The 13,299-nt window shown below is 33.6% G+C and carries 15 protein-coding genes; all 15 read right to left on the reverse strand.

Annotation, left to right across the window (positions count from 1 at the left end):
- Window positions 1-67: 67 nt before the first annotated feature.
- The 15 genes from KA845_RS04740 to KA845_RS04810 all read right to left on the reverse strand — a co-directional run bounded on the left by KA845_RS04740 (window position 68) and on the right by KA845_RS04810 (window position 13,287).
- Window positions 68-571 (reverse strand): SA0570 family protein, encoded by a 504-nt coding sequence (locus tag KA845_RS04740; RefSeq protein ID WP_002510803.1) that lies wholly within the window; start codon window positions 569-571, stop codon window positions 68-70.
- Between the two features lie 138 nt (window positions 572-709).
- Window positions 710-1,495 carry an alpha/beta fold hydrolase gene (locus tag KA845_RS04745; RefSeq protein WP_002510802.1) on the reverse strand — a complete coding sequence of 262 codons (786 nt, stop codon included), beginning with the start codon at window positions 1,493-1,495 and terminating at the stop codon, window positions 710-712.
- 1 nt (window position 1,496) lies between these two features.
- Window positions 1,497-2,195 carry an HAD family hydrolase gene (locus KA845_RS04750; RefSeq protein ID WP_103388028.1) on the reverse strand — a complete coding sequence of 233 codons (699 nt, stop codon included), beginning with the start codon at window positions 2,193-2,195 and terminating at the stop codon, window positions 1,497-1,499.
- Between the two features lie 28 nt (window positions 2,196-2,223).
- Window positions 2,224-3,174 (reverse strand): FecCD family ABC transporter permease, encoded by a 951-nt coding sequence (locus KA845_RS04755; protein WP_002510800.1) that lies wholly within the window; start codon window positions 3,172-3,174, stop codon window positions 2,224-2,226.
- A 130-nt stretch (window positions 3,175-3,304) separates the two neighbouring features.
- Window positions 3,305-4,177 carry an ABC transporter substrate-binding protein gene (locus tag KA845_RS04760; protein WP_210127808.1) on the reverse strand — a complete coding sequence of 291 codons (873 nt, stop codon included), beginning with the start codon at window positions 4,175-4,177 and terminating at the stop codon, window positions 3,305-3,307.
- A 64-nt stretch (window positions 4,178-4,241) separates the two neighbouring features.
- Window positions 4,242-4,877, reverse strand: a complete 636-nt coding sequence (locus KA845_RS04765; protein ID WP_002510798.1) for an endonuclease III domain-containing protein — start codon at window positions 4,875-4,877, stop codon at window positions 4,242-4,244.
- Between the two features lie 108 nt (window positions 4,878-4,985).
- Window positions 4,986-6,653: an arginine--tRNA ligase gene (gene argS, locus KA845_RS04770; RefSeq protein ID WP_210127809.1), complete on the reverse strand. Its 1,668-nt coding sequence runs from the start codon at window positions 6,651-6,653 to the stop codon at window positions 4,986-4,988.
- Window positions 6,650-7,066, reverse strand: a complete 417-nt coding sequence (locus KA845_RS04775; protein ID WP_021459197.1) for a YwiB family protein — start codon at window positions 7,064-7,066, stop codon at window positions 6,650-6,652. Before KA845_RS04775 ends, argS begins: the two co-directional genes overlap by 4 nt.
- A 224-nt stretch (window positions 7,067-7,290) precedes the next feature.
- Window positions 7,291-7,815, reverse strand: a complete 525-nt coding sequence (locus KA845_RS04780) for a YwhD family protein (RefSeq protein WP_172606435.1) — start codon at window positions 7,813-7,815, stop codon at window positions 7,291-7,293.
- 69 nt (window positions 7,816-7,884) lie between these two features.
- Window positions 7,885-9,183, reverse strand: a complete 1,299-nt coding sequence (locus KA845_RS04785) for an HD domain-containing protein (protein ID WP_002510794.1) — start codon at window positions 9,181-9,183, stop codon at window positions 7,885-7,887.
- Window positions 9,184-9,216: 33 nt separating this feature from the next.
- On the reverse strand, window positions 9,217-9,693 hold the full coding sequence (locus KA845_RS04790) for a GNAT family N-acetyltransferase (protein WP_002510793.1): 477 nt from the start codon (window positions 9,691-9,693) through the stop codon (window positions 9,217-9,219).
- A 241-nt stretch (window positions 9,694-9,934) separates the two neighbouring features.
- On the reverse strand, window positions 9,935-10,474 hold the full coding sequence (locus KA845_RS04795; RefSeq protein ID WP_002510792.1) for a flavodoxin family protein: 540 nt from the start codon (window positions 10,472-10,474) through the stop codon (window positions 9,935-9,937).
- 60 nt (window positions 10,475-10,534) lie between these two features.
- Window positions 10,535-11,467 carry an aldo/keto reductase gene (locus KA845_RS04800; RefSeq protein WP_210127810.1) on the reverse strand — a complete coding sequence of 311 codons (933 nt, stop codon included), beginning with the start codon at window positions 11,465-11,467 and terminating at the stop codon, window positions 10,535-10,537.
- 300 nt (window positions 11,468-11,767) lie between these two features.
- A complete protein-coding gene (locus KA845_RS04805; RefSeq protein WP_002510790.1) occupies window positions 11,768-12,100 on the reverse strand; it encodes a YuzB family protein in 333 nt (110 codons plus the stop codon).
- 218 nt (window positions 12,101-12,318) lie between these two features.
- Complete coding sequence (locus KA845_RS04810) at window positions 12,319-13,287, reverse strand: sugar phosphate isomerase/epimerase family protein (RefSeq protein ID WP_002510789.1); 969 nt, start codon at window positions 13,285-13,287, stop codon at window positions 12,319-12,321.
- Between the last annotated feature and the right edge of the window lie 12 nt (window positions 13,288-13,299).

Below are 13,299 nucleotides of genomic sequence, written 5' to 3' on the forward strand. Positions count from 1 at the left end.
GTATCAATAAAACAACCGACAAGTATAGACTTGTCGGTTTATTTTTCACTAAGTATGACATTGACGATTAGCTTAAGTCAATACGATATAATTTAATATCTTTATCATCTGGTGATGTAGTAGTAAATTGATATGATAAATTGTCGTCTTGGATATAACCTATGTTACCTGTAACATCATTGTAATGTTCACGAGCAGAAGCCTTATTACTTACTTCTTTTTTCACTTCATTAAAAGATGGTCCATTGGGTTCATTATAAACCATTGACGCACGTAAAATTTTACCTTTACCTTTTTTACCGTCTGCAGTGACAATTAATACACCATTATCTTTTTTAAATTCATAATAATGTTCATCACCATCAGGACTGTATGAATATAGTGGTTTTTTATTATTTTCTAATACAGTTTCGATAGATGCTCCTAATTCTGCACCTTCGAGTTCCTGATCACCTTGCTCTAATTGTTCAACACTTTGAATAGAGTTACCTGAAGCTGCCTCAACATTTGTAGCACTAAAACCTGATAATGTAAGACCTGAAACTAATAAAGCAGCAAATAACTTTTTCATCAGCACTCTCTCCTTTTTCAACCTATTTTGTGCTTAACCATATTATAATATACATGTTACGAAAATAACAGAGATATTACAAAATGATTTCAATTATTACTAATAAAAGATATATATAAGTGTAATACTATAATATCTCTACACAAAACGATTGATAAAAGGTTTGACTGTTTTTAAAAATGCTTCTTTTTCTTCAATAAAAGGATATAAACCTGAGTGTTGGAAAACTTCAAATTCACTGTTCGTAATATAATCTGCTACTTCTTTAGCTTCAACTACTGTAGTCCGTTCACCATGTTGTCCAACTATAATTTGGACAGGTACTTGAACTTGAGCTAAAAAGTTTCTAATATTATTAAAATTAAAAGAAGCCTCAACTGACTGACGTTCCGCTGTTGTAGTAAAAGCCAGTGTATTTTCCATTTGTTTTAACACCTTTTGTGCTTTTTTCTTATCGTAATATAATTGATTCGCTAAAAATTTGTGCTGTTTTTCTTCATCCCAATTACGAATTGTTTCAGCATATTTTTGATACAAACGCTCACTTGGCGATTTATCTTCTAACATCGTAGGATTCACCATAGTTACAGACGTCACTAATTCAGGATATTTTGATGCTAATTCAGCACTCACAGAGGCACCCATTTCATGTCCAATAAGTGCACAACTTTTGATGTATAACGCATCTAATAATTGTTTGATGTCGCTACCATAGTCCGAAAAGCTAATATGTTTAGGTTTATCAGAGTACCCATGACCTCGCAAATCTATAAGTACAATTTGATAGTCCCTACTCAGTTGTTTTTCCAGTTCTTTAAAAACTGTAAAATTTTCTAATGCCGTGTGAATCATCACAATAGCATGCCCTTCTCCACTCGTATCGTAATTAAGTGCAACGCCGTCTTGTGTAGTAAATAAATTCATATCAGTTTTGTCCTTTCTGCTTCATCGGTAAAATTGTTAACAATTCTTCTAATGTTGTAATCGTAAAGTCTACTTCTTCTGGTAATGGTTCAATCTCTGCATCTTCATCTTTAAACCAAACACTTATCATTCCCATTGCTCTTGCAGGTGCGACGTCGTTCAATGGATCGTCTCCTACATACATAGTCTCTTCTGGTTTAGTATCTAACTTTTCTAAAATATCTTCAAAAATTTTGGGATGTGGTTTACGCACGCCAACAGTTTGTGACGTCGACATATAATTGATGACGTGTTCTATTCCAAGGGCGTGTAGGCGGTATTCCTTGATCTTTGATTTACCGTTAGCAATGACACCAGTAATATAATTATACTGGTTAAGTCGTTCTAACGTGTATAAAGTATCGTAATACGGAAATACATAGCGATAAAAATGCATTTCAAAATCATGAAATAAATCTTTCCACGTCAGTCTATCTACATGAAAATCTTTAATAATCGCTTTGTATAACTCCGGTTTATCATGATCTTCGTCATCATCTAATGCTATAAATTTATTTTTGAAATCTATTGCCTGTATATTGACTAAATAATCATGAAATCGCTCATATTGTTCTTCTATAAATTTTTCTCGTGATTTTTTTCTATCTAATAAAGTACCTTCTAAATCAAATACAACTGCTTTAATATTTGATAAATCCATACGCTACCTTCTTCTCTATTTTTTATACTTAATTTAATGTTTTAGGTTGAGTTATCATTAAATAAAATAACACAGGAATGCCGATAATGGCTATAATGATACTCGCTGGGATTTGATATGTTTGTAAAATTATTCCTCCAACACCATCTGCGATTAACATAGTAGTACCACCAATTAACATGTTTAAAGTCAGTTGTTTACTTAATGTATACTTAAAATAATAACGACGAATAAGTTGTGGTATGACCATACCAATAAAACCAATAATTCCTACAAAGGCAATAATAATCGCTGTCATAATTGATGCTAATAACAGCACACCATACGTTAATTGCTGAGCGTTCAATCCTAGCCCTTGCGCATGTAAGTCGCCAAGTCGCAATAATTTAATTTTAGGCATCATACTATATAACACCACAATACAACAAATTAAGATTATAGCAATATATATTACCTCTCTATATTCTGCTGCTGAAAAGCCCCCAAACATATAATTAACAATATTATTCATTTTATCTTGATTAAATAAAATCATCATATATAATAAAGCATTAAATAACGCGCCAATCATAATACCTGATAAAATAAGTGATTTCATAGGGTAGCCTTTAGACATCATTGTAGTTATCACAATGACTAAAAGTAATGTGATCAAACTAAATAATATAGAAAACAGAGGGAGCATAATAAAACCTGCACCGAGTACAACTGCTAATCCTGAACCAAAAGTAGCACCACTGGCCAAGCCTAACGTATAACTGTCAGCTAATGGATTATTTAATATAGTTTGAAACATTTGTCCTGCAACTGTTAACCCAATACCGGCAAAAAGCGCCTCTAAAACTCTAGGCAAGCGCACTTCAACAAAAATTGCATGTTGCATCGCAGGCGTCAAGCCCCACATGCCCCAACTTAGATTGACTAACACGGCACATAATAGAGTGCCGAGCCATACATATATCGCCCCATTACGCATCATTTTCTTGCCACGCTTTCGCCTCAAATTTGTTCTTTATTTTACCATATCATCATCACACAAAACTAACTACAATAAATTCACTTCTATGCAAAAAATCCTTATCGTCAAAATTAGCGATAAGGATTTTTATTTAGTTATATATCGCATCTCTTAGTGCCTTCAAACCTTCATCAATACGAGGTCCTGGTCTTGATATTTCATCACCATTCACTGTCGTTACTTGATCATATTGAACGGCCTGAATGTGGTTAAAGCCACCGCGTTGCTTAACACTTTCTTGGTATTTTTCCTTGCTAATGCCCATCGTACCTATCATGACATCAGGATTTTGTTTAATGACTTCTTCTTTACTTACCTTTTGCCATCCCTCTTTCGAAGCAAAGCTATTTTTGGCATGCAACTGTGTCAGCATATCATTAAAAAATGTATTTTTGCCGGCTGTAAAAATTTCTGGTTCAGAAGATACTTCCATAAAAACATTAGGTTGTTGTTTAATGTCTGGCACTGATTCGACAACTTTTTTTATATTTCCTTTGGTTTCGTCTATTAATTTCTTAGCCGCTTGCTCTTTGTTTGTTAACTTGCCAATATTTTCAAAAGTATCGTACATCTCAGATATTGATTGGGCATCTTTTACATAAACAACTTTTATATCATTTTGTTTTAAGCTGCTAAGTACTTTACCATTCATGCCTTTTTGACTTTCGTGCGCTAAAATTAAATCTGGTTTAGCTTTCATTAATGCTTCTTTATTTAACTTCATAGCATCAAACTGTTGCTTGTTTTTTACGTCTTTAGGGTAATCATCTACTGTAGACACCCCTATAATTTGTTTACCTAAACCTAACTCATATAAAATTTCAGTATTACTTGGCATAAGTGAAATGATACGATCATAAGACTGCTTATCATTATTTTTACTATTTTGTTGTTCATTTTGACCACATCCAGCTAATACTATGATAGCTACAAATAGTGCCACAAATAATTGGTATTTTTTCATGACTTAGTTCTCCTAATTTATTTCAACTTTAATTCAATCTGCAATTGTTATATTGAATTGTCATTTAACGTATAAAATATTCATCTAAAAATGTATATCTATGTGGTTGCTTACTATTAAAATAAACTTTTCCAAAATTATCTAAAAGTGCATGAAATTCGTTCGCATCTTGTACTTCAAAATCTGACGGCAATACAATATGCTGTTTAAACTTACGATAATTTGTCGTATTGGGATAGCCTAATTTGTAATAAATACGTCGAGTATAGCTATCAGGAATAAATTGCACCTCTCCAAAGACATAAACTAATAACACATCTGCCGTTTCTTCACCAATCCCTTTATGTCCAAGTAATACGGCTCTTAAATCTTGTTGATAATGTGATTTGATTGCTTGATAATCAAAGTTAAAAATCTCAAACCATGACAAGACTGTTTGCAGAGTTCGTGCTTTATTTTTATAAAAGCCACTCGGTCTGATTAATGTTTGTAATTGCTCATCTGTGAGTCGAAGCAAGGTTTTAGGTTGTAAGTCGGTAGCATCTTTCAATTGTTCAATCGCACGCGCGGCATTATTCCAATTGGTATTTTGGACCAAAATAGCACCTATGATTATTTCAATTGAGCTCTGTGCTGGCCACCAGCCCTGTGGACCCATATGTGCATATAACGTTTGATACAATGTTTTTGTGTCTAACATGTCTCCACCTACTAGTTATCAGACTGAATAAGAGTCAGTGCTTGATTAACATTATAGTACTCGCTCGCACCACTTTGTTTATGCACTGACTCTTTCAAAAATTATTACTTACATTGATTCTGGTGCGTTGACACCTACTAAATGTAATGCATTGTGTAGTGTAATTCTTACCGCTTCTATTAAAGCAACTAAAGCAGTTGTTTTAGCAACATCGTCCGTTAACACTTTTTCAGCATTATAAAATTTATGGAAATGTGCTGCTAAATCTTGGATATAGTTGGTAATGCGATGAGGGGCTCTATGTGCCGCCGCACTTTCAATTGTCGGTTCAAATTCCGCTACTTTTTTCAATAATTCTATTGCCTTGTCATTCGTAATTAAATTAAAATCTGCATCTGTCGTTGGTGTGATACCTCTTTCTTGCGCTTGTTTTAAAATAGAACAAATACGAGCATGAGCATATTGTGCATAGTACACTGGATTATCTTGAGATTCTTGTTTAGCTAACTCCATATCAAAATCAAAGTGTGTATCTGGACTTCTCATCGTTAAGAAATAACGTGCCGCATCTACACCTACTTCGTCCATAATTTCACGTAACGTAATAGCATTACCAGTACGTTTACTCATTTTCACTTCTTCTCCATCTTGCATTAAACGTACCATTTGCATAATTTGAATTTCTAAACGGTCGCTATCAACACCAAATGTTTCTAGTGAAGCTTTTAAACGATTGATATAACCGTGATGGTCTGCACCAAAAAGATTAATCAAAGTATCGTTACCACGTTGAACTTTATCAAAGTGATATGCAATATCTGGTAAAAAGTATGTGTAATTTCCATCTTTCTTAATAAGTACACGATCTTTGTCATCTTTAAAATCAGTTGTTCTTAACCATGTCGCACCATCTTGTTCGTAAGTGTAGCCTAGCTCATTCATTTTATTTAATACTTCTGTAATTTCGCCTTGTTCATATAGCGTTGTTTCACTAAACCAACTATCAAAATGCGTATTAAAATCAGCTAAATCAGTACGTAATTTTTCCATTTCATAATCTACACCAAGTTTTCTGAACGTTTTAACACGTTCTTCATCTGATAATGAGCGTAATTCAGGTTGTTTTTCAGCTAAAGTACGCCCAATATTAATAATATCTTTACCATGATATCCGTCATCTGGCATAGTATGCGTAGTATCTCCTAATGCTTCAAAATAACGTGCTTCAATAGAACGCGCTAAATTCGTAATTTGATTCCCAGCATCATTGATATAATATTCTCTTGTTACATCATAACCTGCAGCCGCTAAAATGTTAGACAGCGTATCGCCTACAGCAGCATTTCTTGCATGTCCGATATGTAAATCTCCTGTAGGATTAGCAGAAACATACTCTACAATTATTTTGCTTTTATCATGCGATTCAGCACTTCCAAATTTATCGCCTTTATTCAATGCCTCTGCAATTACAGCTGTCAAATAAGAATTATCTAAATAAAAATTGATAAAACCTGGACCAGCAATTGCTACTTCTTTAACATTGGCTTTCGTCGCATCTAAATTGTCGACGATTGCTTGTGCGATATCACGTGGATTTCGTTTAGCTATTTTTGTTAAAACCATTGCGATATTTGACGAATAATCACCATTTGCTGTGTCTTTAGGGATTTCTATTTTAATTTCAGGAATATTTGCTGCTTCAGTTAGTTCAGCTTTTACAATACTGGCTTTAATTTCAGCTACTAATGTATGCTTCACTTTATCGATTATGTTCATTGCTTTTTCTCCTTATAACTTATTTCATATTGATATGTGCCCATTTTTTCGTCTTCTTGTAACAAATCATAATGTACTTTAACTTTACCACCATCATCAGTTACAAAATGTAAAATAGAGTGTGTATGAACAGTTAATGGAATACGGCCACCATTAATTTCATACAATGTAATTGTATCTTCCCCTTCTACAAAATGAAGGTTCATATTTATATCACCTTTACGGATAATTTTCACGCCAGCTTGTTCAATTTTCACAGTTACATTGACAGTAGCATCTTCTATCGTTTCTTTATATCGAATAAAATCTGCTTGTCGCTTTTGCCATGTACCTTCTGTTTTAAATGAAAATTTTTGTTTATCGTCGTGTTGTTTGACAACTTGCTTTGTATGAATAAATACATTGTTTTCCAATGTTCATTTCACCCTAATCTTTAAAATAATACACATAATTATAGCATAATTATGCCTTACATCACAGGTAAGAAATTAGCATTATCCTATAGCAGTAGCAAGTACAAATTTGCATAAAATTTTACATATGATAGTAACATGCACAGTTCATATTCACTAATTGTATTAATCACCATAGTAATAAGGCTGGAACATACTAAATGTCCCAGCCTCGCTGCTCGTAACTATCCTTCTGTTGACAATGCTTTATGCAATTCCTCAGCCGAATTGTGCCACATTTCCTCATTATGTTGCTCTAAAAATGCTTTTAAAATGTTTTTATTAGTATCGCCTATATGATCAATAATAATTTCTCGTTTCATTGATTTATCCATCATATTCACATGTTCTGGCATACTTTTATAACCTCGACGGATGCTTTTATTAACTAATAAGTAACATGCTGTCACGCCTGCATAATAAGGTCCATTTTCACCACGTTCCGTAGTTACCCAACATAACCAGTATGGTTTAGCGTCCTCACCTTCAACAATTTCTTTATCGTTAATCCACTTAACACCCTTTTCAACACTAGCACGTGCATGCATACCACCAATATCTATAAAAGCTTCTTGATTTTGTACATCTATAAAAACTGGTGCAATGTTATCTAAACTAATAGAACCTATGTTAGTACCTTTATGTCCACCCAATGGATCGTTTTTAATAATGTTAAACTTAAATCCTTTATTTTCAGACACTAGCACCACACCTCCTTCTAAATCATTCAATCATTTCTAACTTCCATATTAAATTATATATTTCACTGTCACAATAACTTAGTTTAATTCGTTCAGCAAACTAATAATCGCATTACGCACTTGATCATCTTCTACATTCACGAGTAATTCTTTCGGATAATATAATTTATAATCCTCTCTTTGTATACCGGTAATACTCGAAATAATTAACGATTGGTTACTAATTTCTCTAATTGAACCATTACGTCTCAATAGATGAATAGGTTGGCGATTGGAACCTGGTCGATCATAGTCATATGGTAAATCACTAAATGATTCACTTACGAAATAATAATTAGGGTCTATATCTGCCTGAATAAATAAATCTGTTAACTCAGTAATGGTAATAATTGAACCATCAAACGGCATATGCTTAAATAAATCACGATTAATAAATCGTCGAGCTAAATCACTTAAAATAGTATCCGCTTCATGTACCCATGCTTTTAAATAGTACAAGACGACTACTTCGTCTAAGTCTATATATTGTTCTATCGTCATCGTTTCCTCGAAGAACGGTACGAAATCAGTTGGATACATTTTAAATTGATATCCTTCGTTGTAGAGTTGCTTTGCACGTTTTAAACAATTATTCAATAATACCTCTCCACCACGACTTACTGGATGAAAATATATTTGCCAATACATTTGATAACGACTCATAATAAAGTTTTCTACTGCATGCATACCACTTTCTTTAATAAGTACTTCTTCTTTCGAAGGACGCATTAAACGTAAAATACGCTCCATATCAAATTGACCGTACGATACACCAGTAAAATAAGCATCTCTTTGCAAATAATCCATTCTATCAGCATCAATTTGTGATGATATCATTGAGATGACTAATTTATTACTATGCGATTTGTTTATCACATTAGCCACTTCTTCAGGAAATGTCGGTGCTACACGCTGCAACACTTCATTTACTTCAGTTGGTCCAGTAATAATAGCTTGTGTAAAAGCTTCGTGGTCAGTATTAAATATTTTTTCAAAGCTATGTGAGAAAGGACCATGACCTAAATCATGTAATAATGCGGCACACAACGCTAATGGTCTATCATCATCATTCCATGCTTCACGACCTGAAAATGATTCGTCAATAAGTCGACGCACTATTTCATATACACCTAATGAATGACCAAAACGACTATGTTCTGCAGTATGGAAAGATAAATATAATGTGCCTAGTTGCTTGATGCGTCTTAAACGTTGAAATTCTTTAGTTTTAATTAAATCCCAAATAACTTGGTCTTTAACATGTATATAGCGATGTATCGGATCTTTAAATACTTTTTCTTCAGGTAATTTTTGCGTCGCATATGTTGATTGTGTCAAAATAGTCCTCCTATTCACTAATAGCTGAAACGTCTACAGCTTTTTACGCATTAAAGCTAAATCCATAGTTTCACCATACATTACATGCTCATACGACCGAACTACTTCAAAGCCTTTATGTTTATAAAATGCCATCGCTTCATCATTTTTATTATCAACTTCTAAAAATATTTCATCATATTGATCTTTAAACTGGGCAATCCCTTGTTCTAACAAATCAGTGCCATACCCATGATGTTGTGACACTGGTGTCACATAGTGAGCTGATAAATAAAGTTCTGTCCCATAAATAAAATTCGCAAAACCTATAATTTCATCGTTAGATTCAACGACTAAAAACAATTGTGATTCCAAGCGTTTTTTTAAATGCTCTTCATTATATGAAGCAGCTAACAATTCATTAACTGTTTTAGCTGCATAAATATTCAGATATGTGTTATACCAAGCTTTTGTTGCTACATTTCTAATGCCAATAACATCATATGGTGTTGCCGTTCTTACTTTGTACATGTTGCTGTCCCCCTATGTTTGATAGGCTAATTAGTAGCTATATTATATCATAATTCCATCAGTCACCATACGTAAACTATATCGCATGTGACCTTTTATTATTTAACTACCTTTCACATATTCCAATGCATTTGCGACTATACGTATTATAGCGATTTAAATAGGAAAAGAACCGATTCTAAGCAATATATCATCGCGATTGAATCGATTCCTGTATTATATTTATATACCATATTTGTCTTTAATCTTTTAATGTTTGTTGCCATTCACGTGCTCTTTTGAAGGCATATGTGTCCTTCTCGATATCACCTGGTCGTTCCGCTGTACCGATAATATAACCATTGAGTTGACCACCTAAAAAGCCCAAACTGTATTTCATTTGCGCAATACATGGTTTTGCTTTTACTTGAGGACAGTCACCCCCAACAACAATAAGTCTAAAGTCTTTAGTTGCCATTTGTTGTTTAAAATCTGCATAACGCGGGTCCAACAAACTTTCTGACCAGTGATCAATAAAGCTTTTCATAGAAGCAGACACACTATACCAATAAATAGGTGAAGCAAATATCACTGTGTCACTCGCTAATACTTGATCAATAATAGTTGCATAATCATCTTCATAATGATTAATCTCAGTGTCTTCATGACGTAAATCTCTGACAGGATTCAATTGATATGTCGTTAAATCTATCCAATTATATTCATGTCCCTCTAATGCTAATTGCGTCAACTGCGCGGTGTTCCCTTTTGGACGACTCCCTCCAAATAATACTGTAATCATTAGTTTCTCCTTCTATACAATTCTTTTTGCTTAGTGCTTTAGGGCTATTACTCTATTACTCTATATAGGAAATATTTGATCAATTTCTGCAATTTCATCATCTGTTAACTTAACTTCTGTTGTTGTTAAGTTATCAACAACTTGGACTGCACGTTTAGCACCTGGTAAGACTACATCAAGTGATGGACGAGTTAAATAAAATGCTAATACAATGTGTGCAACATCAACACGATGATTGTCTGCAATACTTCTTAATTTATCGACTTTTTCTAAGTTTTCTTTAAATTTGTCACCTTGAAACTCTGGATTTTCTGCACGTAAATCATCAAAAGTTGTATTTTCGTTATACTTACCTGCAAGTATGCCTGAAGCTAATGGGAAGTATGGAATAAAAGTAATTTGATTTGCTTCAGTATACTCAAGCACTTTTTCATTCTCTCTATTTAATAAATTATATTCCATTTGCACAACATCAACGTCACCATTTTTATTAGCCTCTTTCAATTGTGTTAACGAAAAATTGGATACGCCTATCGCTTTAATCTTGCCTTCATCTTTCAGTTCTTTTAATGCTGCAACGGCCTCGTCTTTAGCTGTGTCATCATCTGGAAAATGAATGTAGTATAAGTCAATATAATCTAACTGCAAGCGTTTAAGACTATCCTCTACTTGTTGTTTTAAAAACTTAGGATCATTAGAAAAATGCACATCGCCATTATCATCGAAATAATGTGCACCCTTGGTAGCAATCACAAATTCATCTCTTGGAAATTCTTTTAATGCCTCACCAACTAATTCTTCTGATCGTTCAGGGCCATAGATATACGCAGTATCTAATAAATTAATACCATTTCGAATCGCTGTTCTCACAACTTCTTTACCTTGTTCTTCATCTAAATCATTATATAAATTATGTCCACCTACTGCATTCGTGCCTAGTGCGACAGGAAATACATAGACATCTGATTTTCCAAGTCTTACTTGTTCCGTCATAACTTATTATCTCCTTTTTTTGATTACTATTACCTTTTTTAAGACATTGTAACCATTTATATTAATAGTTTAATTAGTTTACATTTTTTTAATACATACTACTTTTATATAGTTAGATTATTTACATACGGTTAATATTGTAAATTCTTTTATAATATATTCACAATATTATGATAACATTTCACAAATTTAATGCTATAGTTTGACACACTTTTTCTTATAAAAATCCATAATTTCATATATATATTAAAAAAACTATATGCACTTTGGTCAAAGTGCATATAGCCTGATCTATGTATGTTATTTTTTCTTTGCTAATTTTTCTTTAAGCTTACGATCTTGTTCTTCTTTACGACGCTTTCGTTCTTCGTTACGTTTTCTCAATCGTTCTTCTTCTTCTGGATCACGTGGTTTTTGTAAATGCTTCGTTACTTTTTCCATTAATTCTTCTTCAGTTAAAGCTGCCAGTGGCCTATTATTGATAAAGGCAAATGTTTTACGCCGTCCGGGACCACAATATGATTGACAACCAATTTCTATTTCAGCTTGCGGATCTAATTTTGACAGCTTGTTTTCTAAAGATTTACAATCAACGCCTTGGCAGTCATCACAAATTAAAAACTTATTGTGCACATTCACCCCACCTTTCATTTTCTAAATAATATAAAATGCGCACAGTTACTTGATGCATTATTGATGCTTAAGTAACACAACTTGATAGATAGCATTTAGTTATCATAACTTTAATTATTGTACGCTTTCTCATAATAATTTCAAGTCTTTCAATACGAAAAACTAAAACGACTGAAACACAAATAATGTTCCAGCCGTTTATCATATATTATTCTCTTTTATGTCCACCATAAATCTGGAGCAGGTTGATTAATGTTTACTGAAGTTAAATTAGCAACTGCTTTTTGAAAACCTTCTTCTATCGACATAATCGGATCTTCATGTTCAATACTAATTACATAATCATAACCATAAGTACGGAGCGCACTAATCATCTCACTCCAAACTTGTGGCGAATGACCATAACCTACAGTTCTAAAAGTCCAAGCACGAGTTGCCACTTCACTATACGGTTGCATATCTGTTAAACCATACATATTAACATTATCTTGATCTATATAAGTATCTTTAGCATGGAAATGATGTATAGCATTTGCTCTACCTAAAATTTTAATTGCTGCTACTGGGTCAATGCCTTGCCACCATAAATGACTCGGGTCTAAATTGGCACCTATAGACTCATTAGTAGCTTCGCGCAATTTGAGTAATGTATGAGGTGTATGTACTGAAAAACCTGCATGTAATTCAATACCTATCTTTACATCATGTGCTTGCGCAATTTCTGCTACTTCTTTCCAATAAGGTATTAATTTCTCTTTCCATTGCCATGTGTATATATCACTATATGCAGTTGGCCAAGGTGTTACTGGCCAATTAGGGTGCTTTGCATCATCATCTGAGCCAGGAACTCCAGAGAATGTATTCACTACCGGGACATTGAGCAATGACGCTAATTTAATAGTTTTCACTAATGTCTCATGGGCTAAGTCTGCTTCTGTTTGATTCGGAGACACACCATTGTCATGACAACTGAAAGCGCTAATAGTTAATCCGCGGTTATGGATGGCCGCTAAAAAACTGTCACGTTCCGTTTCGCTTGCCAATAATGCATCAACATCACAAAAATGATTACCTGGATTGCCTCCAGTTCCGATTTCCACTGCAGTCACACCTGCAGCCGCAACATAATCTAACATTTCTTCAAATGACTTATCTTGGAATAATACTGTAAAAACACCTATTTTCATCTTGCATTCCTC

This window comes from Staphylococcus sp. GDX8P114P-2 (assembly GCF_017892945.1).
GTDB classification, from domain to species: Bacteria; Bacillota; Bacilli; order Staphylococcales; family Staphylococcaceae; genus Staphylococcus; species Staphylococcus arlettae.